This window comes from Rhizobium sp. TRM96647, assembly GCF_025780115.1.
In the GTDB taxonomy this organism is placed as follows: Bacteria; Pseudomonadota; Alphaproteobacteria; order Rhizobiales; family Rhizobiaceae; genus Mycoplana.
In genome coordinates this window covers 253,212-275,484 of sequence record NZ_JAOXHF010000002.1, presented here as the reverse complement: position 1 = coordinate 275,484, position 22,273 = coordinate 253,212, and the positions used below count along the sequence as shown (strand labels likewise).

Sequence of the window (22,273 nt, the reverse complement as noted above, 5' to 3'; positions counted from 1 at the left end):
TCTTGCTTCCCACGGGCGTCCGAATCCCCGAAAATGGCGACCATGACGATACAGCAGCTGTCCGAGACCCTGATCAACCAGATTGCCGCGGGCGAGGTCATCGAGCGGCCGGCGAGCGCCGCCAAGGAACTGATCGAGAATGCCATCGATGCCGGCGCCAGCCGCATCGAGATCGCCACCGCCGGCGGCGGCAAGACGCTGCTGCGGGTCACCGACAACGGCCTGGGCATGTCGGCCGGCGACCTCGCGATGGCGGTGCGGCGCCATTGCACGTCGAAGATCAGCGACAGCCTCAACGACGTGCGCACCCTCGGATTTCGCGGCGAGGCGCTGCCCTCGATCGGTTCGGTGGCGAGGCTCACGATCCAGAGCCGGACCGGCGACGCCCCGGAGGGGTCGCAGATCGTCGTGGCCGGCGGTCGGGTCGAGCCGGTGCGACCGACGCCGGCCAATCGCGGCACCGTGGTCGAGGTGCGCGACCTGTTCTTCGCCACGCCCGCGCGGCTGAAATTCATGAAGAGCGAGAAGGCGGAAGCGGCGGCGATCACCGAGGTCGTGCGCCGCATGGCGATCGCCTTCCCTGCCGTCCGCTTCGTGCTTTCGGGGCCGGACCGCTCGACGCTGGAACTGCCCGCCACCGGCGACGATCGGCTGGCGCGCATCGCCCAGGTGCTGGGCCGGGACTTCCGCGACAATGCGATCGAGATCGACGCCGGGCGCGAGGGCGTGCGGCTTTCCGGCTTTGCGGGCGTGCCCACCTTCAACCGCGGCAACAGCCTGCAGCAGTTCGCTTTCGTCAACGGCCGGCCGGTGCAGGACAAGCTGGTCTGGTCGGCGCTGCGGGCGGCCTATGCCGAGACCATTCCGAGCGGCCGCTATCCGATCGCGGTGCTGGAGATCGGGATCGATCCGGAGTTCGTCGACGTCAACGTCCATCCGGCCAAGTCCGATGTGCGTTTCCGCGATCCGGGCCTCGTGCGCGGGCTGATCATCGGCGCGATCCGGCAGGCGCTGTCACGCGAGGGCGACCGGGCGGCGACCACGGGGGCGGCCGGCATGCTGCGCGCCTTCCGCCCCGAACAGCCACGGCCCGCACAGCCCTGGACGCCAGCGGCGTCGCCCTATCGGCCGCTCGATCCCTTGCCGGCCGGAAACGGTTTCGCGGAGGCGCGGCAGGCGGGCTTCGACCAGGCCGGCTTCGACATGGAGATCCAGCCGTCGGCCCGGGCGGAGCCGGCGACGGCATCCGGCCAGGCGGAGACCGTGCAGGAGCCGGCGCGCCATCCGCTCGGCGCCGCACGCGCGCAATTGCACGAGAACTACATCGTGGCGCAGACGGAAGACGGCCTCGTCATCGTCGACCAGCATGCCGCGCACGAGCGTCTGGTGTTCGAGGCGATGCGCAACGCCCTGCATTCTCGGCCCGTCGCCGCCCAGACCCTGCTCATTCCCGAGATCGTCGACCTGCCGGAGGACGATTGCGACCGGCTCGTCGCCCATGCCGAGAACTTCTCGAGGCTCGGTCTCGGCATCGAGCGCTTCGGCCCCGGCGCAATCGCCGTGCGCGAGACGCCGGCAATGCTGGGCGAGATGGACGCAGCCGGACTGGTGCGCCAGCTCGCCGACGAACTCGCCGAATGGGACACCGCGAGCGGCCTTGCCAGCCGGCTGGAATATCTGGCGGCGACCATGGCCTGCCACGGTTCGGTGCGCTCCGGCCGGCGCATGCGGCCGGAGGAGATGAACGCGCTTCTGCGGCAGATGGAGGTCACGCCCGGTTCCGGCCAGTGCAACCACGGACGGCCGACCTATATCGAGCTCAAGCTCGCCGATATCGAGCGTCTTTTCGGGCGAAGCTGAAAGTGCTGGAAATCGCGCGAAGGGCGCGATATGGCACAGGGACTATCGCTGCCGCCGAAGCGGTGTGCCGGCGGCAGGGGCTTTCAATGCTCCGGCGCACGGTTCTCGGCCCGGACGGGATCGAGGGGCGTGCGATGGAGCGGTCCGGAATGTTGCGGCGGCCTTCGCGCTCGCTTCCGGGCGAGCGACGCCGGCGGCGAGACCAACAGGAGATGCGGATGATGAACCGACTGGAAGGAAACGGGAGCCGCGAGGCGAAGATCCGCTATCTCGACGCGGATTTCCAGATCCTGGTGCCGGGCTCCTACGTCGTCTGCGCGGTCACCGGCGAGCAGATCCCGCTCGACGAGCTGCGCTACTGGAACGTCGCCCGCCAGGAAGCCTATGCCGACGCCGCCGCCTCGCTGAAGGCGGAACTTCTCCACGGCGACCATCCGGCACGAGGCTGAGGCGGAGGGAGCCCTCCCCGCCCTGCCGTCAGGGTTGCCCTATCCCTGTCTCCCGCCCTCGAGCCTGCGCTTTCGCGCCGAAGCAAGCGCTGCTTCGATGATCTTGTCGGGTGCGCGCGGATCGTCGAAGCGGATCTCGACCTCGATCACCCTGCTTTTCTCCTTCAACCGTGCCGCCGGCCCGTGCTCTCCGGCAAGCCGCACGCTGTCCTTCGCCGTCGTCACGATCGCATAGTGGTGGGCGTCGGCGTGGTCGAGAATCTCGGCCGCCTCGTCGTCGGACAGGTGGTGATGATCGGGGAAGCTGCGCGTGGCATAGAGGCTGGCGCCGGTGCCTTCGACGGTGCGGAAGAACTTGTCGTTATCGGCAAGGCCCGACCAGGCGAGTACGGCGCGACCGGACAGGTCCTGCGAATCCACCGTCGCGAGGTTGGCCGTATGCACCGGCTTGCCGGCGCGGGCGGCCCGGCGGATCAGCGCGTCGGCCGCCTTGCCGTCGCCGACGACGAGAAGGGCCGAGGTCTGGCGCAACTGTTCTTCAAGCGGCGCGCGCACCGGCCCGCTCGGGACCAGGTAGCCGTTGCCCAGCCCCCGCCGTGAATCGATCACCAGCAGGGCATAGTCGAAGACGAGCCTGGCGCTCTGGAAGCCGTCGTCCATGATGATGAGATCGACGCCCTCCTCGACCAGCCGCCGCGCGCCGCCGACCCTGCGGCGGGAGATCACCGTGACCGCCTCGCGCGCCAGAAGCAGCGGTTCGTCGCCGACGTCGCGGGCCCTGTGGCGATCCGGATCGACGACGGTGATGACGTCGAGCGAACCGCCATAGCCGCGGCTGAGAAAGCCCGGGCGCAGGCCGCGGGCCTTTGCCGCACGCGCGAGCGCGATCGAGGTGGGCGTCTTGCCGGCGCCGCCGACGGTGAAATTGCCGACGCAGACGATCGGCACCGGGACCGAAGCCCGGCGCGCCCGGCGCATCCGCGTCCCTGCGACAAGGCCGTAGAGCCGCGAGACCGGCCACAGCGCATAGGCGCGCCAGTCCGGCTTCGTCCACCAGAAGGGCGGAGCCTCAGAAACCATACACTTCCCCCGATCCTGCCGCCCTGCGGCGGCATGCCCCGTTTCGCTGGAACCACGCACACCCCTCGAATACGCCGCAGGCGCCCTGTCGGAGCGTCCGCGCAGACAACAAAGCCCGAAAATCGAACGAATGCAACGGTTTCAGACGCGCGCCGCCCGTGCCGGGCCATTGGCCGGCAGGAGCGCGGGCAGTTCGGTGATGTCGTTGAGGCAGTAGTCGGAGGCCGAAGACAGCGTCTCCCGCGATCCGGTGCCGGTGAGGACGGCGACGGTCAGCCCGGCGCCGGCGCTTCGTCCCATGTGCAGGTCGTGGTTGTTGTCGCCGACCACGGCCACCTCGTGCGGATCGAGCCCGGTCGCCGCGCAGAAGCCGAGCACCATGCCGGGTTCCGGCTTGACGCCGTGGCCGCTGTCATAGCCTGCGACATAGTGGAGATACTGCTCGAAGCCGAAGCGGCGGGCGGTCTCGCGGATCGACCGCTCGTTGTCGCTCGAGGCGACGCCGAGCCGGTATCCCTTGGCATGCAAGGCCGAAAAGAAGCCGGCGAGATCGGTCACGGCGACCGCCATCGAGGCCGACTGCGCGAAGAGACCGTCGAACAGCGCGGCGAGTTCGGCGGCGCCCATCGGCGCGCCGGCGGCGACCATGCCTTCGGCGATCTCGACCGTGTTGCCAGCCGCAAGCAGCGTATCGGGCGCCACGTGGCCGGTATCGGGATCCATGCCGCAGGCCGACAGGAGGCGGCGCGCCAGATCCTCGTCGCCGCCGGCTGCGATCCGGGCGAGCTCGTAGTTCACGGGTACCCAGCTCTTCGCATAGTCGAGCAGCGTGCCGTCCTTGTCGAACAGGATGCCGGATATGGTCTGGGTCTTGGTCATGCCGGCTCGCTCGTCACATCTCGCGCGGATGCAGCCGCGCCTTCACGGTCAAGGGGTTGAGATAGGGCTCGAGCCCGCGGATGGTATCGGCCAGCGCGCCGCGCATCTCGTGGACCGTATCATGGCCCGCCTCGATCATCTTGTTGCGCATGTCGGCATGGCTCAAAAGATAGCCGACGCCCTTGGCCAGCATCTCGACATCGCGCACCATCTTGGCGCTGCCGCTCCTGGCGAGCCGCTGGTAGCTTTCGCGGAAATTCTGCACGTTGGGACCAGACAGCACGGCGCAGCCGAGCATGGCCGGCTCCAGCGGGTTCTGCCCGCCCTCGCCGAACAGCGAGCGGCCGACGAAGGCGATCTCCGTCATGCGCAGGTAGAGCCCCATCTCGCCGATCGTGTCCCCGAGAAAGATGTCGGTGTCCGCGGTGAGCGGATCATTGCGCGTCCGGCGCGCGACCTTCAGCCCCTTGGCGACAAGCGCTTCCTCGATCGCGTCGGAGCGCTCGGGATGGCGCGGGACGATGATCGTCAGCAGCCCGGTGCGCTCCCTCAGGGCCCGGTGGACGGAGCCTGCCGCCGCCTCCTCGCCCTCGAAGGTGGAGATCGCAGCCCAGGTCTTGCGCTCGCCGAGCTGGCCGAGATAGCCGGCAAGCACGGCGGGGTCGTAGGGCGGCGCGTCGGTCTCGACCTTGAGATTGCCGGTGACGATCACCGGCAGGGCGCCCAGCGCACGGAAGCGCTCCGCATCCACCTCCGACTGCGCCACGACCAGGGCGAACTTCTCGAACAGGGCATCGGCGATCGCCGGACGCTTCTTCCAGCGCTGGAAGGACCGGTCGGACATGCGCCCGTTGACCAGCACCTGGGCGATGTGGCGGGCGCCGAGTTCGAGGATCGTCATCGGCCAGATCTCGGATTCCGCCATGACGGCAAGATCGGGGTGCCAGTGGTCCAGGAAGCGGCTGACGGTCGGCTTCAGGTCGAGGGGGACGTACTGGTGGATGACCGTCTCGCCGAGCCGCTCGCGGGCGACGCGGGCGGAGGTGACGGTGCCGGTCGTCAGCAAGACGTTGATGCCGCGGCGGCGCACCTCGCGGATCAGCGGCAGCAGCGCATTGGTCTCGCCGACGCTTGCGGCGTGGAACCAAACGAGCGGGCCGGCCGGCCGCTCGATGCTGGCATGGCCGAAGCGCTCGCGCCGGCGTCCGCGCTCCTCCTTGCCCTTGGCCGCGCGGATGGCGAGATAGGGCCGCATGACCGGATAGAGGCAGAGGCCGACCCAGCGATAGGCGGACAATGCGAAGCGCGCCAGAGCACTGCTCATCGGCGCCCCCTGGCTGCAATGATCCGTCCGCTGGGCTTCATGGGAATTCCGGTCATCGATGGGCCTCCGGCGCTACGGGACGCCGGGAGGCGACGTGAAGGCATCAGCCGTTTTCGGGATCGAGCAGCTTGTGCATGTGGACGATGAAGTAGCGCATGTGCGCATTGTCCACCGTCTGCTGCGCCTTCGACTTCCAGGCCACGAGGGCAGAGGCGTAGTCGGGATAGATCCCGACGATGTCCAGCTTCTCGAGGTCGCGGAACTTTAGGTCCTTCAGCGTGGTGAGCTCGCCGCCGAAGACGAGGTGCAGGAGCTGCTTGCTGTCGCCAGTCTCTGTCATTTTCATCTCATCAATAGTGGTATTTTTCACACAGGGTTTGCGGCATCCGGGCGAAAAGGTCAATGGCCGTGAAGGCCGCCTGCCGCGCTTATCAACCTTCCAAGAACGGAGGATCCTGCGGCGCAGAGCACGTCGTGACGGACATCGGGGCGATTGTAGGTGAGCGGGTTGCCGTCGAGGTCGACGAGCCCGCCGCCGGCATTGGCGAGAATGAGGTCGGCTGCGGCGAGATCCCAGTCCTGCGCGTTCTTCTTCACCAGCGTCCCGTCGATGCGTCCGTCGGCCACCATCGCCAGCCGGTAGGCGAGCGAGGGCACGTGCGGGATGCGCTCCACGGGCCCGAGGGCGACCCGGTCGAGCCGGGCGACCATGTCCTCGGCGGCGGCCAGCCGCAGCGGATGCGCCCCGTCCGGTTCGGACGCGCGGACGGGTTGCCCGTTCTTCAGCGCCGGCCCGCCTTCCACCGAGGCGAACACTTCCCCGAGAGCGGGGGCAAACAGCACGCCGGCGACCGGTCGCCCGCGGTGCACCACCGCAGCACTCACGCACCAGAGATCCTTGCCGGCGATGAAGGCGCGGGTGCCGTCGATCGGGTCGATCACGAACAGCGTCTCGCAGGACAGCCGCGCCGGATCGTCGTCGGTCTCCTCCGACAGCCAGCCATAGTTGGGCCGGGCGGTGAGCAGCATCGATTTCAGGAGATCGTTTGCGGCGATGTCCGCGGCGCTGACGGGGGAGCGTCCCTCGTTCTTCCACCAGACGTCCGGCCCGTTGCGGAAGAACGCCATCGCCCGCTCGCCCGCAGCGCTTGCGGCGCGCTGCAGGAGATCGAGATCGTCTGCCCAACGATGTCGGGCATTGCCGGCCGGCGTATCCATTGTCCGTTTCCGCTTCCGGGCGCGCCTTGCACCCAACACTTCCGATGGCGCTCGATCGCGTCCAATGAAGGCCTATTCAAGACCGGCCGCGGAGCCTGGCGGGGCGCCTGTCGAAAAAGCCCGCGCGGCCTGGCGATCCTAGAGACCCGCCAGCGTCATGCCCTCGATCGCCAGCGTCGGCGCGGCGACGCCGAACTTGCGGTCGATGTCGCTTGCCGGTGTGATCCGCATGAACATGTCGGTCAGGTTGGAGGCGATCGTCACCTCGGAGACCGGATAGGCGAGTTCGCCGTTCTCGATCCAGAAACCGGAGGCGCCGCGGCTGTATTCCCCGGTCACCATGTTGGCGCCGTGGCCGATCAGCTCGGTGACGTAGAAACCGGTGCCGACCTGGCGGATCAGGTCCTCAGGCAGGATGTCGCCGGGCTCGAGCGCGAGGTTGGTGCTGGCGGGGCCGACCGAGGTGCCGCCGCGCACGCCGCGACCGTTGGTCTTGAGGCCAAGCTCGTTTGCCGTGGAGGTGGAGAGGAACCAGTGGTTCAGCACGCCGTCCTCGATCATCACCAGACGCTCGCCCTTCACACCTTCGCCGTCGAACGGCCGCGAGGACGAGCCGCGGACGACCAGCGGGTCGTCGGTCACCGAAAGCCCCGCCTTCAGCACCTGCTTGCCCATCCTGTCGCGCAGGAAACTCGTCTTGCGGGCCACAGAAGCGCCGTTGATCGCGCCGGCGATATGCCCTGCGATCCCCCGGGCCATCCGCGGATCGAAGACCACGGTGACGTTCTTCGCCGTCGGCGCCTGCCGCGGATTGACGCGCCTGGCGGCCCGCTCGCCGGCCATCCGGCCGATCTCGACCGCATCGCGCAGCTCGGCGAAATAGAGGCGGCTGTCGAAGTCGTAGTCGCGCTCCATCTTCGTTCCCTCGCCGGCGATCGCGCTGACGGAACGGCCGAAGCGGCTGGCGCTGTAGGCGCCGGAAAACCCGTGCGAGGTGGCGAGGACGAGCCCGCACCTGCCGGCGGACGCGCCGGCGCCGCTCGAATTGGTGACGCCGGCGACATCGAGGGCGGCCGCCTCCATGGCGAGTGCTGTCTCGGTCAGCGTGTCGGAGGACACCTCGGTCGGGTCGAAGAGATCGAGATCCGGCCACTCGCGGGCGAGATCGGACGGGGCGGCCAGCGAGGCGAAGGGGTCCTCCGGCGAGGCCTTGGCCATGGCGACCGCGCGCTCCGCCAGTTGCTGCAGGTCGAAGCCGGGATTGGCCGAGACGCTCGCGACGCGCTTGCCGACGAACACCCGAAGCGAGAAATCGTCGCTCTCGGAGGCCTCCGTTCCCTCGACCTTGCCGAGGCGCACGGAGACGGAACGGGAAGCGCCGCGCACCACGACCGCATCGGCGGCGTCGGCGCCCGCCTTGACGGCGCGGTCGATCAGCTCTCCGGCACGGGCGAGAAGGCTTCCGGAATCGATGGTCTCTGACATGATTTGGCCTTTCATTCCTGTCCCATTTATTGTGCAGTGGCGGGGGCATCAAGGGCTGGCTCGTGATTCTTGCCTCCCGCCAATCCACATACCGAAGGAAACCCGTCCGCATGGCTGATACGCATGCGCTGTTCGCCGAAGTATTGATTCTCCTCGGGGGCGCCGTTCTGGCCGCGCCGATCTTCAAGCGCCTGGGGCTCGGGACGATCCTGGGCTACCTGGCGGCGGGCGTCGTCATCGGCCCGATCCTGCACTACATCCACGACGGCGAGGAGATCCTGGGGGTGGCCGAACTCGGCATCGTCTTCCTGCTGTTCCTGATCGGGCTGGAACTGCAGCCCTCGCGCCTCTGGCAGCTTCGGCGGGAGATCTTCGGGCTCGGGACGGTGCAGGTGGTGACGACCGGGCTGGCGCTGACGGCGCTGGCGCTCTTGCTCGGCGTGGAGGGCTGGCAGGCGGCGCTGATCATCGGCTTCGGCCTCGCCCTTTCCTCCACCGCCTTCGCCCTGCAGATCCTCGACGAGAAGGGCGACACCAATACGCGCTACGGCCAGCGCGCCTTCTCGCTGCTCCTGTTCCAGGATCTCGCCATCGTGCCGCTCCTGGCGCTGATCCCGCTGCTAGCCAAGCAGGCGCCGGAGGATACGACGACCGCGTTCCAGGATTTCATGATCGCCGTCGCGGCGATCCTGTCGATGCTGGCGATCGGGCGCTACGTCCTCAATCCGCTGTTCCAGGTCATCGCCAGGACCGGCGCGCGCGAAGCGATGATCGCCGCCGCCCTCTTCGTCGTGCTCGGATCGGCGACGCTCCTGCAGTTCGCCGGCCTCTCCATGGCCATGGGCGCCTTCCTCGCTGGCGTGCTGCTTTCGGAATCCTCCTACCGGCACGAGCTGGAGGCCGACATCGAGCCGTTCCGCGGGATCCTGCTCGCGCTCTTCTTCATGGCCGTCGGCCTGTCGCTCGACATCGACGTGGTGTTCCGCAACTACCAGATCATCCTCATCGCCGTGCCGGCGCTGATGGTGGTGAAGGCGATCGTGATCTACCTGATCTGCCGCATGGGGCGCTCGCCGCACAACGACGCCGTCCGGGTGGCGCTGCTTCTGCTGCAGGGCGGCGAATTCGGCTTCGTGCTGTTCTCGGCCGCGGCCACCTCCGGCGTGTTCTCCTCCGCCGTCGCCTCCCTGCTCGTCGTCATCGTCACCGTCTCGATGGCGCTGACCCCGATTGCGGCGCTTCTCTCCGGCGTGCTGATCAAGGACGACGCGCGCGAGGAAATCGAGGAGGACTTCGAGGGCGCCGGTTCGGACGTGCTGATGGTCGGGTTCTCGCGCTTCGGCCAGATCGCCTCGCAGATCCTGCTCGCCAGCGGCCGCGACGTGACCATCATCGATTTCTCCGCCGACCGCATCCGCCAGGCGGCGAGCTTCGGCTTCCGCATCTATTTCGGCGACGGCACGCGCAAGGAGGTGCTGCGCGCCGCCGGCATCGAGCGGGCCAAGATCGTCGCCGTCTGCACCCACAAGGCTGATATCACCGACAGGATCGTCGACCTGGTGCAGTCGGAATACCCCAATGCACGGGTCTTCGTGCGCTCCTACGACCGCATCCACACGCTGTCGCTGCGTTCCCGCCGCGTCGATATGGAAGTCCGCGAGACCTTCGAATCCGGCCTGGTGTTCGGGAGAAAGACGCTCGAGGCGCTGGGGGTGGCGGACGAGGAGGCGCGGGCGATCACCAACGACATCCGCCGCCGCGACGAGGCCCGCCTCAACCTGCAGGCCGCCGAGGGGCTGGCGGCCGGGCGCGACATGCTGCATTCGCGCCCCGTCCGGCCGGAGCCGCTGATCAAGCCGAAACATACCGAACAGATGGCCGACGATGACGAGGACGACCTGATCACGCCGGAAACGCAGCCGGCAGTCGACTGAGACCGGCTATCGCTGCGACCGTTCGCGCGGCCGGTTTCAGCCGCGCTTGCGCGCATGCCTCTCGAACTGGACGTCGAGCGCCCGCTTGAATTCCTCGCGGATGCCGGCCGTGTGTTCGAGGATTTCCCTTGCGCGCAGGAAATCGAGGACACGGAAGCGGCCGACTTCGGGGCGGAGGAAGATGTCGGGCGCGCCCTGCTTCAGCTTCAGCTCGATCATCGCCCGCATCGTCAGCTGGCTGGCGCCGTAGAGGCTGTCGATGCCGTTCGGAAGCTGGCCCTCGTCGCCGGACGGGTGGCCGACGACGTCGACGCCGACGGTGATGTCGGCGGTGCCGGCCAGATGATCGAAGGGCACCGGGTTCCAGAGGCCGCCGTCGACGAGCACCCGACCGTCGATCCTGACCGGCATGAACAGGGCCGGCAGGGAAGCGGAGGCGGCGATCGCCGGAAAGAGCGCGCCGGTCTCGCAGATGTGCTCGCGCTGGGCATAGAAATCGGCGGTGACCACCTTCAGCGGAATCTTCAGCTCTTCGAAGCGATCGGGAATGTCGGGATGGAGAAAGGCACGCAGGACGCGTTCGAGGTTGAACTGGCCGAAACGCAGGCCATTGGACCAGAAGTCCGACAGCGTCGCCGGCCGCAGGCCCCAGATGCGGCCGAGGGCATCGCCAGGCCTGCCCACGGCGTCGAGCGTGTGTTCGCGCACCTCGCGCCCGCTCAGGCCCGCCGCCATCGCCGCCCCCATGATCGCGCCGATGGAGGAGCCGGCGATCAGCTGCGGACGGATGCCGAGTTCGTCCAGGACCTCGATCACGTGGATATGCGCCAGTCCGCGCGCGCCGCCGCCGCCGAGCGCAATCGACACCGTGGCGTCTGCCGTCCGGTGTGCGGACGTCTGCGGGGCAAGGGCATCGCTCGACATGAAACCTCCATCGCGCTCGGAATACGCCCCGGGTTCAGCCGGGATCGCGCGTGTCCGTGTCCCCGGCGGCGTCCGGCGGTCGATCAGCCGGGCGTGTACCGGTAGAAATGCATCCGCGTGTCGCCGAAGGTGCGAACCTCGAGGGGATCGAAGCCATCGAGAGCGGCCGGGGCAATATCGGCACGCTCCTCCAGAATTGCAAGCGCTCCCGGCACCAGCCAGCCGCCGCTCGCCGCCGCCGCCAGCGCCTTTTCCCCGAGGCCGCGGCCATAGGGCGGATCGGCGAAGACGAGGTCGAACGGCTCCATCGTCCCGACCCCGCCGAGTGCCGTCGCGTCGCGCCGAAAGATCTTGGCCCGGCCTTGCAGGCCGAAGGCCTCGATATTGGTGTGGATCAGGCCGCGGCCCTCGACGCCCTGCTCGACGAACAGCGCCGCCCGGGCGCCGCGGGATATCGCCTCCAGGCCGACGGCGCCGGTGCCCGCGAACAGGTCAAGGACGCGCGCGCCCTCGACATGTTCGGGGTATCCATGGCCCAGGATATTGAACAGGCTCTCGCGCGTGCGGTCCGTCGTCGGACGGATATCGTCGCCCTTCGGCGTCGCCAGCGTGCGGCCGCGGAATGTGCCCCCGACGATGCGCACGGCGCGTCAGTTCCCCCGTCCGCGCGGCTTGCCGCCGGCCGGCCGCCCACCCGGCTTGCCCCCTGCCCTGCCGCCACCGGGCTTGCCACCTGCGGGCTTGCCGCCAAAGGACTTGCCGCCGGCAGGCTTGCCGAAGGAGGGCTTGCCGCCGAAGGATTTTCCGCCTGGCTTGCCGCCGAAGCCGCGTTCGCCTGCAGGACGGTCGCCGAAGGACCGCTCGCCGGCAAACGACTTGCCGCGGGGCTTCCTGTCTTCGTTGAACGGCCGGTCCTCGCGCGGACCGCGATCGCTGCGGGGCGGGCGGTCGCCGAAATCGCGACGCGGACGCTCTTCGAAGCCGCCGCGGCCGGAACCGCGGGCGCCCTCGTCGCGCGGGCGCCGTTCGGGCTCGCTGGCGCGGATCCAGTCGCCGCCCTCTTCGGCATTGAGCACGCGGGCCTTGCGTTCGCCGCGATCTGGACCGGGACGCGCGGCGGGCGCACGGCCGGGGCCGCTCTTGCGGTCGGGATCGAACTTGTGGGTGGTGCGGGTCGCCTCGCCGTCGCGGGTGCGGCCGTAGCGCTTCGTCTTCGGTGCGCCCTCGGGACGGGCGCGCGGCTCGCGCTTCACGGCGTCTTCGCCCTCGGCCGCCTTCGTCTTCTTCTCGGCCAGCGGACGGGCGCCGGGCGCCATCCAGACGTTGGACTTGCGGGCGCGGCCGCCGGGCTCGTGCTTCGGCCGATCGGAGAAACGATCGTCGTCGCGGCCGCGCTTGTCTGCACCGCCGTGCTTGCCCGCGCCACCACGCTTGTCACCGCGCTCGCCGAAACGGCCCTCGCGGCCGCCGTCGTCACGCCGCGTGTCGAGGCGCGCGCGCGCCTTTTCCCGGCGGTCGCCGTCGTTCTCGCGGCCGCCGCGTTCCTCGCGTTCCCAGCCGCTTTTTGCCGGGCGTGCGGGCGCCTCTTCCTTTTCGCCGGGCCCCTGGTCGAACAGCGGCGCCTCGAAATTCGCCTTCGCCTCATCGATGAGACGCGGGCCGAGCTGGTCGCGCAGCGTGCGGCCGCGGATTTCCTGCGCGTGGCCCTCGGGCAGTTCGCCGAGCTGGAACGGGCCGTAGGAGATACGGATCAGGCGGTTGACCTCGAGGCCGAGCGCGCCGAGCACGTTCTTGACCTCGCGGTTCTTGCCCTCACGCAGGCCCATGGTGATCCAGACGTTGGAGCCCTGCACCTTGTCGAGCGTCGCCTCGATGCCGCCGTAGAGCACGCCTTCGACGGCGATGCCTTCCTTCAGCCGGTCGAGCGCTTCCTGCTCGATCTTGCCGTGGGCGCGGACGCGGTAGCGGCGCAGCCAGCCGGTCGCCGGCAGTTCCAGCACGCGGGCGAGACCGCCGTCGTTCGTCAGGAGCAGCAGGCCCTCGGTGTTGATGTCGAGGCGGCCGACCGACATGACGCGCGGCAGGTCTTCCGGCAGGTGCTCGAACACCGTCGGGCGGCCTTCCGGATCGGCATTGGTGGTCACGAGGCCTGCGGGCTTGTGGTAGAGCCACAGGCGCGTGCGCTCGATGCCACGGATCGGCTGGCCGTCGACCTCGATGTGGTCGGCGAAGGTGGCGTTGAGAACGGGCGTGTCGAGCACGACGCCGTTCACGCTGACCCGGCTATCCATGATCATGCGCTCGATATCGCGGCGGGAGGCGACGCCTGCCCGGGCGAGCAGCTTGGAGATGCGCTCGGGGGCCTGTGCTGCTGCGTGGTCGGCAGCGCCGGCCGAAACGGACGGCCGCGCCTTTTCCGGCTTGCCGGAGGCGGCTGCGCGCGCGCCTTCCTTCCTGATGCCGGCCTTGTCGGCCGTCACCTTTGCAGGGCTTCGCTCGCTCTTTGCCGCGCTGCCGGATTTCGCAGCGGCGCCGAAGGGCTTCTTGCCGCCCGTCTTCTTGGCGCCGTCATGCGGCTTGCGATCGCGGTCGAAGGGCCGGGCGCCCGGCCGTCTTGGCTTGTCTTTGGATGTCATTTGAAGTTTGCCTAGCGTTTTGGCGTGTCGTATCAGGTCAGGCGGTCCGGGTTAAGAGGAATTCTGAGCGGAAATGTCGAATAGCTTCATGGACGAGGCGCTGGCGGAGGCCCGCAGCGCAGGCGCGCGCGGCGAAGTGCCGATCGGCGCGGTGCTGGTGGTCGACGGCGCGATCGTCGGCCGCGGCGGCAACCGGACCCGCGAGCGGAACGACGTGACCGCGCATGCCGAGATCGAGGCGATCCGCGCGGCCTCCGCCCTTCTCGGGCGGGAGCGGCTGACTGGCGCCGACCTCTACGTGACGCTGGAGCCCTGCGCCATGTGCGCCGCCGCGATCTCGTTCGCCCGCATCCGCCGGCTCTACTACGGCGCCGAGGACCCGAAGGGCGGCGGCGTCGACCATGGCGGACGCTTCTATGCGCAGCCGACCTGCCACCATGCGCCGGAGGTCTATTCCGGCATCGGCGAGGGCGAGGCGGCGGAGATCCTGCGCCAGTTCTTCCGAGAGCGGCGGGACGAGGACTGAGGGACGGTCGTCAGGGCGCGGGATCAGGCAGCGACCGGGTCCACCTCGCGCCCGTCGATGACGATGCGGTTACGGCCGCCGGACTTGGCGCGATAGAGATCGTCGTCGGCACGGCGAAACAGCTCCATCGGCGCGCAGGGCGCATGCGCGCAGGCGACGCCGATGCTGACGCTCAAGGGAACCGGCCGCCCGTCGGCCAGCAGTTTCGTCTCCGCCACGGCGAGCCGCAGGCGCTCGGCCGCCCCGATCGCCGCGCTGCGCCCGGTATCGGCCAGAAGGGCGGCAAATTCCTCGCCGCCGATCCGGCCCCAGACGCCGCTATCCCCGATCGCATCCGCCATCACCCTGCCGATCCGGCACAGCGCCTCGTCGCCGACGAGGTGGCCGAAGCCGTCGTTGATCTGCTTGAAGTGATCGGCATCGGCAACGATGAGCGCCATCGGTCCGTTGGCGTGTGCGGCCGCCTCCTCCAGCGCCTCGAAGAAGGCGCCGCGGTTGAGGCCGCCGGTCAGGGCATCGGTGCGGGCCTTCTCGCCGAGGTCGGCATGCAGGCGCTTGAGCTCGGCATGAGCGTCCTCCAGCTTCACATGCATGCGGGCGATCGCGTCGCGCTGGCGGGCGATGGTTTCCGTCTGGTGGAACTGCCAGGTGCTGGCGGGGCCGGCGATCAGCAGCGGGCACAGCACGCTCATCCAGAAGCCCGGACCATCCGGCTGCCCGCCGAGCATCGGCACCAGCAACAGCACGACGCCGACCGAGACCGCGACGGACGCCGCCGTCGCAGCCGCCGCCTTCATGGCCGTGCGCCTGCTGATCCCCAACATGCGGCGGACGCTAGCGCGCAGGTGTTAACGGCCCGTAAGGCTGAAAACGAAATCTGTAACGAAGACCGGCCCGGCCGTTCTCAATCCCCGGCGGCAAAGGCCTTCAGGCGCTCGCCGGACAGGCGGTAGCGCGTCCATTCGTTTTGCGCTTCGGCGCCGATCGCCTCGTAGACGCGGATCGCCGGCTCGTTCCAGTCCAGCACGCTCCATTCGAAGCGGCCGCAGCCTTCGGCGACGGCGACCTTGGCGAGGTGGCGCAGAAGCATGCGCCCGGCGCCGGCGCCGCGGTGTTCGGGGGTGACGTAGAGATCCTCGAGATAGAGGCCGTTGCGGGCCTGCCAGGTCGAATAGTTCAGAAACCAGATCGCAAAACCCGCCGGCTCGCCGGCATCGGTCTCGCAGATCACCGCGCGGGTGACCGAACCTTCGCCGAAGATCGAGCGGGACAGCGTCTCCACCGTCGCCTCGACCTCGTGCCCGGCCTTTTCGTAGACAGCGAGTTCGGTGATGAAACGCAAAATGACCGCGGCGTCGGCCGCGGTCGCGTTACGGATGCGATAGGTCATCGGCGCTGGCCCGGAAATTAGAAGGGCCACCACTTCTTGGCGCCGGAATTGGCCACTTCGGCTTCCTTCTTGCGACGGCGTTCCTTCTTCCGCTCGGGCTCGCCGAGATCCTCCGTCGCTTCCGCGGGCAGCTTGCGGTAGTCGAGCGGCGGGTCGCTGAGGTAGCGGCGCTTGTCGGAATAGAGACCCTGCTCCAGCTTGCGCGCCTCGCGATACTGCTCGAGTTGTTCCTTGGTGGACAGCTTGCGCATGGTGTTGTTCTGGGTCTGCAGCGGCGAATTGTAGCCGATGCTGCGCTCGTTCTCGGTCGCTTCCTCCTTCAGGCGGTCGCGCATGTCCTCCGGGCTTTCAACCCATTGCGGGTTGTCCTCGGTGGAGGCGAGCGTCTTCTGCGGCTCAACGAGTGCCGGCGCCTCGCCCTGCTTGGGCACGACGAGACCGCCGCGCGGCTGGTAGGCGATCTTCTTGTCATTACCGTTGCCCGGCTTCAGCATCACGGCGTTGCCGAGGTCGTCCATCAGCTGTTCGCCGCTGGACTTGTCGGTTCCGTAGGTCGGACCGCCGATGCAACCCGAGAGGACGGCGCAGGCGCCAAGCAGCGCTGCCGCGCCGGCCAGTCGAATTTCTCGCGTCATTCCCATGCAACCTCTTCCCGGCCCGGCCGGTGGATAGCCTCGATAATATTCGTCGGATGCCGTGCGTTGACGGCAAAATCCGACGAATTTCGGGCAGGAATACCGGATGAAGCGCGAAAGCGCAATTCATCCGGTCACTTACATGCCTTGTTCACAACCTTTCGTGATCGCGCGGCCTCAGGCGGCCGCGCGAAAACCGATCTCCCGCAGCGCCGCCGCATCGCGCGCGGAGACGTCCGGATAGTCCGGATCCGAACCGACATCGGTGGTGATGCGCCAGGAGCGGGCGCACTTCGTACCCTCCGCCAGCTTCGGCTCGACGGCGACGCCTGCAACCTCGGCAAGGCGAAACGCCCCGGCCGGGCCCTCGCCGGCAACCAGCGTGATCGCGGACGTGATGCAGATCTCGGCGAAATCCTCGCCCTCGAGCGCGACCAAAAGGGCCGGATCGTTGACATGGACGACCGGGGCCGCCTCAAGCGACGAGCCGATCCGCTTCTCGCGGCGTTCGATCTCGAGCGCGCCGGTGACGACGGTACGCACCGTGCGGATCTTCTCCCACTTCTCTTCCAGCGCGTCGTTGCGCCATTCGGCCGGGATCTGCGGGAACTGCTCGAGGTGCACCGAAACCGCATCGGGCTTCAGCGACAGCCAGGCCTCCTCGGTCGTGAACGGCAGCATCGGCGCCAGCCACAGGACGAGGCAGTCGAACAGCTTGCGGATGACGGCGAGCGCTGCACGGCGGCGCAGGCTGGAGGGCGCGTCGCAGTAGAGCGCATCCTTGCGGACGTCGAAGTAGAAGGCCGAGAGCTCGACATTGGCGAAGTCGATCAGCGCGCGGGCGATCTTCTTGAAGTCGAAGGCGTCGTAGCCCTCGCGCACGAGCTGATCGAGCTCGGACAGCCGATGCAGCATCAGCTTTTCCAGCTCGGGCATGTCGGCATAGGCGATCTCCTCGCCCTTGTCGTGGGCGAGCGTGCCGAGCATCCAGCGCACCGTGTTGCGCAGCTTGCGGTAGGCGTCGATGTTGGTCTGGATGATGGTCTTGCCGAGGCGCTGGTCTTCCCAGTAGTCCGTCGTCATCACCCAGAGGCGCAGGATATCGGCGCCGGCGTCCTTCATGACGTCCTGCGGGGAGACGACGTTGCCCTTGGACTTCGACATCTTCTCGCCCTTCTCGTCCATCGTGAACCCGTGGGTGACGACGGCGTTGTAGGGCGCGCGGCCGCGCGTCGCGCAGCTTTCGAGCAGCGAGGAATGGAACCAGCCGCGGTGCTGGTCGGAGCCTTCGAGATAGACGTCGGCCGGCCATTTCAGGTCGGGGCGATCTTCGAGGGTGAAGGTGTGGGTGGAGCCCGAGTCGAACCAGACGTCGAGGATGTCCATCACCTGCTGCCAGCGGGCATGGTCGTGATCGTTGCCGAGGAAGCGGTCCTTGGCGCCCTCGGCGAACCAGGCGTCGGCACCCTCCTCTTCGAAGGCTTCGAGGATGCGTTCGTTGACGGCGTCATCGACCAGAACGTTGCCGTCCTCGTCGGCGAAGATCGCGATCGGCACGCCCCAGGCGCGCTGACGGGAGAGCACCCAGTCCGGGCGGGCCTCGATCATGGCGCGCAGGCGGTTCTGGCCGGTGGCAGGAACGAAGCGGGTGTCGTCGATCGCCGACAGCGAGCGCGAACGCAGCGTGGTGCCGTCACCGAGTTCCTTGTCCATGTAGACGAACCACTGCGGCGTGTTACGGAAGATGACCGGCTTCTTGGAGCGCCAGGAATGCGGATAGGAATGCTTCAGCCGGCCGCGGGCGAAGAGCGCGTGGCGGGCGATCAGCGCCTTGATGACGCGGTCGTTGGCGTCGCCCTTCTTGCCCTTGTCATCGATGACGCGGGCGGGGCCGCCCTCGGCGTCGGGGCCGAAGCCCGGTGCATCGAGGGTGTAGAATCCGGCATCGTCGACCGGGAACGGGATCGCAGACGAGATGCCGCGTGCTTCCAGTTCGCGCGCCTTGTCCATCCAGGCGTCGAAGTCCTCGCGGCCGTGGCTGGGCGCGGTGTGGACGAAGCCGGTGCCGGCATCGTCGGTGACGTGGTCACCGTCGAGAAGCGGCACCTTGAAGTCGTAGCCGCCGCCGAGGCCATGCAGCGGGTGGGCGCAGGTGATGGCGCCCAACTCATCGCCCTCGATGTCGCGGACGAAGGTGAAGGTCAGCTTGGCCTTGGCGGCGGACTCGTCGGCAAGGCGCTTAGCGAAGATCAGCTTCTCGCCCGGCTGCGGGCCGAAGTCGTTCTCGGCGGTCGCGACCTCATAGAGGCCGTAGGCATAGCGCGAGGAATAGGCGATCGCGCGGTTGCCAGGGATTGTCCAGGGGGTCGTGGTCCAGATGACGACAGCGGCACTCAGAAGCTCGCTCCTGCGCTGTTCTCGTTCCGCAGCCGTGTGTTCAGGTTCATGGTGAACGACAGTATGGTTCGCATCAACCGGGAACTTCACCCAGATCATGTCGCTCTCGACGTCAGCATATTCGACCTCGGCCTCGGCGAGTGCCGTGCGCTCGACCACCGACCACATGATCGGCTTGGAGCCACGGTAGAGCTGGCCGCTTTTCGCGATCTTCATCAGTTCGCCGGCGATGCGGGCCTCGGCGTGGAAGTTCATCGTCGTGTAGGGGTTGTCGAAGTCGCCCTCGATGCCGAGGCGCTTGAACTCGTCCGACTGGACCTTGATCCAGCCGGTGGCGAAGTCGCGGCATTCCTGGCGGAACTCGTTGACCGGCACCTCGTCCTTGTTCTGGCCCTTCTCGCGGTATTTCTCCTCGATCTTCCATTCGATCGGAAGGCCGTGGCAGTCCCAGCCGGGAACATAGTTGGCGTCATAGCCGCGCATCTGGAACGAGCGGTTGATGACGTCCTTCAGTATCTTGTTCAGCGCGTGGCCGATATGGATGTTGCCGTTGGCATAGGGCGGGCCGTCGTGGAGGACGAACTTCTCGCGGCCGGCGGCGGAGGCGCGCAGTTGCTTGTAAAGGCCCATCTTCTGCCAGCGGGCCACGGTCTCGGGCTCCTTCTGCGGCAGGCCGGCGCGCATCGGGAAATCCGTCTGCGGCAGGTAGAGGGTGGAGGAATAGTCGATCTTCTCGGACGTGTCGGTCATGGCTCAAGCAATCGTTTCATCGCGCGATCTTTCGCGCAGGCAGGGAAAATTGTCGGTAACGGCGCGGGCGCGTCAGAACGCCCAGGAACCCGGACCTCCCGGCCTCGCTCAGAGCGCGCGGAAGGCCGGGCCACTAATTCGGGATATGACACAAAAGCTGTGTGGCGCCATGGTGGCGTTGTTTATGTGTTTTTGCCCGAAAAGGAAAGAGGGGCGCAGCCCGAATAGCCGATATCGGAAACAACGAACACGGAAGCGACCGATGCTGCGCGGGCCGGCTCAGAATGCGATCCGGGCGTCGATCTCGCCGATCGGGCGCACGCCGGAGAGCAGCGCCCGCGCCTCCTCCTCGTCGCGCCTGATCTGGACGACCAGCGCGTCCAGCCCGTCGAACTTCAGCTCGTCGCGCAGATGCTCGAAGAAGGAGACGGTACAGATCTCGCCGTAGAGGTCGCCTTCGAAGTCGAAGACGAAGGTTTCCAGAAGCGGCGCACCGTCGCTGTCCACCGTCGGGCGGCGACCGAAGCTGGCGACGCCGTCGTGGATCGTTCCGCCGGGACGGCGGAAGCGGACAGCATAGATTCCGTTGCGCAGCGCGGCTTCAGGCGGCAATTGCATGTTGGCGGTCGGAAAGCCGAGCGCGCGGCCGAGCTGCTTGCCGCCGATGACCTCGGCCTCGACGGTGTAGCGGTAGCCGAGCAGGCCGGCGGCCTCCGTCACCGCACCCTCGCAGAGCAGCGCCCGGATGCGGCTGGAGGAGATGACGTCGGCGTTCTCGTCGCGGAAGGCATCGACCAGGGTCACGCCGAAACCGTTCTGCTCGCCGGCGGCGATCATGAAGGCGGGGCCGCCTTCCCTGCCCTTGCCGAAATGGAAGTCGAAGCCGGTGACGACATGGCCGGCATGCAGCCAATCCCGCAGCACGCCTGCGACGAACTCGCCGGCCGACATCAGCGCGAACTGGCGGTTGAAGGGGTATTCGATCACCGCGGCGAAACCCATGCCCTCCAGGATGCGCGCCTTCAGCGGCGCCGGCGTCAGCCTGAAGACCGGCTGGTCGGGGCGGAAGACACTGCGCGGATGCGGCTCGAAGGTCAGGAGAAGCGCCGGCACGCCGCGTTCGCGGGCGATCTCCAGCGCCCGGTTCAGCACCGACTGGTGGCCGCGGTGGACGCCGTCGAAATTGCCGATCGCCACGACCCCGCCGCGAAGATGATCCGGCAGCGGCTGCTTCGTCTCGTTGCGGTGGAAAACGGTCATGGCGCTTTCGTCCGTCCTGTCACTGCAGCCTGGGCATCCACCATTTCGCAGACGCCTTCTCCCGCTCCAGAAAGGCCTGGAGCGCTGCCTCGTCGGTCTGCCCGTCGACGACATATTCCTGCGCATGGATGCCGCCGGAGACGTAGAGCACGTCCAGTCCGTAGGCCTGTGCGCCGCGGACGTCGGTCGGCATGCCGTCGCCGATCGCGATCACGCGGGAAAGATCGAACGGGCCGCGGACGTCGCGGGCTTCCTCCAGCGACTTCTCGTAGATCGGCCGGTGCGGCTTTCCGGCAATCAGGGTGCTGCCGCCGAGATCGTCATAGAGCTTGGCGAGCGCGCCGGCGCAGGGGATCAGGCGGTGGCCGCGCTCGACGACGAGGTCCGGATTGGCGCAGATGAACGGCAGGTGGCGACGGCTCAGCACTTCCAGTTCGCCACGGTAATCCTCCGCCATCTCGCTCTCGTCGTTTCGCAAGCCGGCGCAGACGACGATGCCGGCCTCGTTTGCGGAAACGGCCTCGACGCCCAGCCCGTCGAGCAGGGCCAGGTCTTTTTCCGCGCCGATGAAGTAGATCCTGTCCGGGCCGGAGGCGATCAGCGCCCGCGTCACGTCGCCGGAGGTGACGATGCGGTCATAGGCCTCGTCGAGCACGCCGAGGTCGCGGATCTGCACCTTCACGCCCGGAAAGGGGCGCGGCGAATTGGTGATCAGCACCACCGTAAGTCCAGCCTGGCGCGCGCTCGCCAGCGCCCGCGAGGCTTCCCGGAACGCTTCCACGCCGTTGTGCAGGACGCCCCAGACGTCGCAAAGCACCACGTCGTAGTGTTCGGTGATCTCGCTGAAGGACTGAATGCGCTTGGCCATGCTGTTTATCCGATGCTGAGGGCCCCGGTGACATCGCAAAGCCCGGCCAAGAAAACAAGGCCCAAATGGCAAAATAGCAGGCAGGCGGACGCGATCCGCGCGCCTTGCAGGGAGCGCCCGCGGCAGGCTTGCGAGCAATCCATGCACGCCGCATCGGGCAAAACGGAACGAAACCGCCGCGCGCCGACCGTGGCCGGCAAATATTTTCTGGAAGCCCGTCCTTGACTCCGTCCGGGGCCAAGCCTATCTCGGCTTCGCTAGCACTCGACAGGAGTGAGTGCTAACACCAATCCGCCGGATCGTTTCCGATCCGAGAATGTCATTTGATCGAGGGATTAGACAATGGCAACCACCAATTTCCGTCCGCTTCACGACCGCGTCGTCGTCCGTCGCGTTGAATCCGAAGAAAAGACCAAGGGCGGCATCATCATTCCCGATACCGCAAAGGAAAAGCCGCAGGAAGGCGAAATCGTCGCCGTCGGCTCCGGCGCCCGTGACGAATCCGGCAAGGTCGTCGCACTCGACGTCAAGGCCGGCGACCGCGTCCTGTTCGGCAAGTGGTCCGGCACCGAAGTCAAGATCAACGGCGAAGACCTTCTGATCATGAAGGAAGCCGACATCATGGGCATCATCGGCTGATTTCCAGCCGCTTGCCTTC

Annotated in this window: 20 protein-coding genes; 5 read left to right on the top strand and 15 right to left on the bottom strand. The window is 67.8% G+C overall.

Annotated features, from left to right (window positions below; genetic code table 11):
• Positions 1-42: 42 nt before the first annotated feature.
• Positions 43-1,860, top strand: coding sequence for a DNA mismatch repair endonuclease MutL (gene mutL / locus OCK02_RS04245; protein ID WP_263812180.1), 1,818 nt, complete (start codon positions 43-45; stop codon positions 1,858-1,860).
• A gap of 218 nt (positions 1,861-2,078) precedes the next feature.
• Positions 2,079-2,309, top strand: a complete 231-nt coding sequence (locus OCK02_RS04240) for a DUF2093 domain-containing protein (protein ID WP_230802857.1) — start codon at positions 2,079-2,081, stop codon at positions 2,307-2,309.
• A gap of 39 nt (positions 2,310-2,348) precedes the next feature.
• On the opposite strand, the gene lpxK is transcribed toward OCK02_RS04240, so the two are convergent.
• The 6 genes from lpxK to OCK02_RS04210 all read right to left on the bottom strand — a co-directional run bounded on the left by lpxK (position 2,349) and on the right by OCK02_RS04210 (position 8,295).
• Entirely contained in the window at positions 2,349-3,389 is a 1,041-nt protein-coding gene (gene lpxK / locus OCK02_RS04235; RefSeq protein ID WP_263812179.1) for a tetraacyldisaccharide 4'-kinase, read from the bottom strand.
• Positions 3,390-3,530: 141 nt separating this feature from the next.
• Positions 3,531-4,268 carry an HAD family hydrolase gene (locus tag OCK02_RS04230; protein ID WP_263812178.1) on the bottom strand — a complete coding sequence of 246 codons (738 nt, stop codon included), beginning with the start codon at positions 4,266-4,268 and terminating at the stop codon, positions 3,531-3,533.
• Between the two features lie 13 nt (positions 4,269-4,281).
• Positions 4,282-5,592, bottom strand: a complete 1,311-nt coding sequence (gene waaA / locus OCK02_RS04225; RefSeq protein WP_263812177.1) for a lipid IV(A) 3-deoxy-D-manno-octulosonic acid transferase — start codon at positions 5,590-5,592, stop codon at positions 4,282-4,284.
• A gap of 103 nt (positions 5,593-5,695) precedes the next feature.
• Positions 5,696-5,932 (bottom strand): DUF4170 domain-containing protein, encoded by a 237-nt coding sequence (locus tag OCK02_RS04220; protein ID WP_230802853.1) that lies wholly within the window; start codon positions 5,930-5,932, stop codon positions 5,696-5,698.
• A 59-nt stretch (positions 5,933-5,991) separates the two neighbouring features.
• Complete coding sequence (locus OCK02_RS04215) at positions 5,992-6,810, bottom strand: 3'(2'),5'-bisphosphate nucleotidase CysQ (protein WP_263812176.1); 819 nt, start codon at positions 6,808-6,810, stop codon at positions 5,992-5,994.
• Between the two features lie 138 nt (positions 6,811-6,948).
• Positions 6,949-8,295, bottom strand: a complete 1,347-nt coding sequence (locus OCK02_RS04210) for a TldD/PmbA family protein (RefSeq protein WP_263812175.1) — start codon at positions 8,293-8,295, stop codon at positions 6,949-6,951.
• 110 nt (positions 8,296-8,405) lie between these two features.
• Between OCK02_RS04210 and OCK02_RS04205 the strand changes: the two genes are divergently transcribed.
• Complete coding sequence (locus OCK02_RS04205) at positions 8,406-10,229, top strand: monovalent cation:proton antiporter-2 (CPA2) family protein (RefSeq protein ID WP_263812174.1); 1,824 nt, start codon at positions 8,406-8,408, stop codon at positions 10,227-10,229.
• 36 nt (positions 10,230-10,265) lie between these two features.
• Here the strand turns inward: OCK02_RS04205 and OCK02_RS04200 are convergent, their stop codons facing one another.
• The 3 genes from OCK02_RS04200 to OCK02_RS04190 all read right to left on the bottom strand — a co-directional run bounded on the left by OCK02_RS04200 (position 10,266) and on the right by OCK02_RS04190 (position 13,789).
• Positions 10,266-11,153: a patatin-like phospholipase family protein gene (locus OCK02_RS04200; RefSeq protein ID WP_230802849.1), complete on the bottom strand. Its 888-nt coding sequence runs from the start codon at positions 11,151-11,153 to the stop codon at positions 10,266-10,268.
• Positions 11,154-11,236: 83 nt separating this feature from the next.
• On the bottom strand, positions 11,237-11,797 hold the full coding sequence (gene rsmD / locus OCK02_RS04195; protein ID WP_263812173.1) for a 16S rRNA (guanine(966)-N(2))-methyltransferase RsmD: 561 nt from the start codon (positions 11,795-11,797) through the stop codon (positions 11,237-11,239).
• Between the two features lie 6 nt (positions 11,798-11,803).
• On the bottom strand, positions 11,804-13,789 hold the full coding sequence (locus tag OCK02_RS04190) for a pseudouridine synthase (protein WP_263812172.1): 1,986 nt from the start codon (positions 13,787-13,789) through the stop codon (positions 11,804-11,806).
• 73 nt (positions 13,790-13,862) lie between these two features.
• Between OCK02_RS04190 and OCK02_RS04185 the strand changes: the two genes are divergently transcribed.
• Positions 13,863-14,315 (top strand): nucleoside deaminase, encoded by a 453-nt coding sequence (locus OCK02_RS04185; RefSeq protein WP_263812171.1) that lies wholly within the window; start codon positions 13,863-13,865, stop codon positions 14,313-14,315.
• A gap of 23 nt (positions 14,316-14,338) precedes the next feature.
• Here the strand turns inward: OCK02_RS04185 and OCK02_RS04180 are convergent, their stop codons facing one another.
• The 6 genes from OCK02_RS04180 to OCK02_RS04155 form a co-directional block, all read right to left on the bottom strand.
• Positions 14,339-15,112 carry a GGDEF domain-containing protein gene (locus OCK02_RS04180; RefSeq protein ID WP_263812170.1) on the bottom strand — a complete coding sequence of 258 codons (774 nt, stop codon included), beginning with the start codon at positions 15,110-15,112 and terminating at the stop codon, positions 14,339-14,341.
• A 107-nt stretch (positions 15,113-15,219) separates the two neighbouring features.
• Complete coding sequence (locus OCK02_RS04175; protein WP_263812169.1) at positions 15,220-15,705, bottom strand: GNAT family N-acetyltransferase; 486 nt, start codon at positions 15,703-15,705, stop codon at positions 15,220-15,222.
• Positions 15,706-15,722: 17 nt separating this feature from the next.
• Positions 15,723-16,346: a hypothetical protein gene (locus OCK02_RS04170; protein WP_263812168.1), complete on the bottom strand. Its 624-nt coding sequence runs from the start codon at positions 16,344-16,346 to the stop codon at positions 15,723-15,725.
• A gap of 171 nt (positions 16,347-16,517) precedes the next feature.
• Positions 16,518-19,487 carry an isoleucine--tRNA ligase gene (gene ileS / locus OCK02_RS04165; protein ID WP_263812167.1) on the bottom strand — a complete coding sequence of 990 codons (2,970 nt, stop codon included), beginning with the start codon at positions 19,485-19,487 and terminating at the stop codon, positions 16,518-16,520.
• Between the two features lie 279 nt (positions 19,488-19,766).
• Positions 19,767-20,747, bottom strand: coding sequence for a bifunctional riboflavin kinase/FAD synthetase (locus OCK02_RS04160; RefSeq protein WP_230802841.1), 981 nt, complete (start codon positions 20,745-20,747; stop codon positions 19,767-19,769).
• Between the two features lie 19 nt (positions 20,748-20,766).
• Positions 20,767-21,615, bottom strand: coding sequence for a TIGR01459 family HAD-type hydrolase (locus OCK02_RS04155; RefSeq protein ID WP_263812166.1), 849 nt, complete (start codon positions 21,613-21,615; stop codon positions 20,767-20,769).
• 342 nt (positions 21,616-21,957) lie between these two features.
• On the opposite strand from OCK02_RS04155, the gene groES reads away from it, so the two are divergent.
• The gene (gene groES, locus OCK02_RS04150; RefSeq protein WP_007530391.1) at positions 21,958-22,254 is read left to right on the top strand and encodes a co-chaperone GroES; all 297 of its coding nucleotides are present in this window, start codon (positions 21,958-21,960) and stop codon (positions 22,252-22,254) included.
• The last annotated feature ends 19 nt before the right edge of the window (positions 22,255-22,273 follow it).

Coding starts and splice junctions, on each gene's coding strand:
- mutL (WP_263812180.1), top strand. CDS start 43: ATGACGATACAGCAGCTGTCCGAGACCCTGATCAACCAGATTGCCGCG.
- OCK02_RS04240 (WP_230802857.1), top strand. CDS start 2,079: ATGATGAACCGACTGGAAGGAAACGGGAGCCGCGAGGCGAAGATCCGC.
- lpxK (WP_263812179.1), bottom strand. CDS start 3,389: ATGGTTTCTGAGGCTCCGCCCTTCTGGTGGACGAAGCCGGACTGGCGC.
- OCK02_RS04230 (WP_263812178.1), bottom strand. CDS start 4,268: ATGACCAAGACCCAGACCATATCCGGCATCCTGTTCGACAAGGACGGC.
- waaA (WP_263812177.1), bottom strand. CDS start 5,592: ATGAGCAGTGCTCTGGCGCGCTTCGCATTGTCCGCCTATCGCTGGGTC.
- OCK02_RS04220 (WP_230802853.1), bottom strand. CDS start 5,932: ATGACAGAGACTGGCGACAGCAAGCAGCTCCTGCACCTCGTCTTCGGC.
- OCK02_RS04215 (WP_263812176.1), bottom strand. CDS start 6,810: ATGGATACGCCGGCCGGCAATGCCCGACATCGTTGGGCAGACGATCTC.
- OCK02_RS04210 (WP_263812175.1), bottom strand. CDS start 8,295: ATGTCAGAGACCATCGATTCCGGAAGCCTTCTCGCCCGTGCCGGAGAG.
- OCK02_RS04205 (WP_263812174.1), top strand. CDS start 8,406: ATGGCTGATACGCATGCGCTGTTCGCCGAAGTATTGATTCTCCTCGGG.
- OCK02_RS04200 (WP_230802849.1), bottom strand. CDS start 11,153: ATGTCGAGCGATGCCCTTGCCCCGCAGACGTCCGCACACCGGACGGCA.
- OCK02_RS04190 (WP_263812172.1), bottom strand. CDS start 13,789: ATGACATCCAAAGACAAGCCAAGACGGCCGGGCGCCCGGCCCTTCGAC.
- OCK02_RS04185 (WP_263812171.1), top strand. CDS start 13,863: ATGTCGAATAGCTTCATGGACGAGGCGCTGGCGGAGGCCCGCAGCGCA.
- OCK02_RS04180 (WP_263812170.1), bottom strand. CDS start 15,112: ATGAAGGCGGCGGCTGCGACGGCGGCGTCCGTCGCGGTCTCGGTCGGC.
- OCK02_RS04175 (WP_263812169.1), bottom strand. CDS start 15,705: ATGACCTATCGCATCCGTAACGCGACCGCGGCCGACGCCGCGGTCATT.
- OCK02_RS04170 (WP_263812168.1), bottom strand. CDS start 16,346: ATGGGAATGACGCGAGAAATTCGACTGGCCGGCGCGGCAGCGCTGCTT.
- ileS (WP_263812167.1), bottom strand. CDS start 19,487: ATGACCGACACGTCCGAGAAGATCGACTATTCCTCCACCCTCTACCTG.
- OCK02_RS04160 (WP_230802841.1), bottom strand. CDS start 20,747: ATGACCGTTTTCCACCGCAACGAGACGAAGCAGCCGCTGCCGGATCAT.
- OCK02_RS04155 (WP_263812166.1), bottom strand. CDS start 21,615: ATGGCCAAGCGCATTCAGTCCTTCAGCGAGATCACCGAACACTACGAC.
- groES (WP_007530391.1), top strand. CDS start 21,958: ATGGCAACCACCAATTTCCGTCCGCTTCACGACCGCGTCGTCGTCCGT.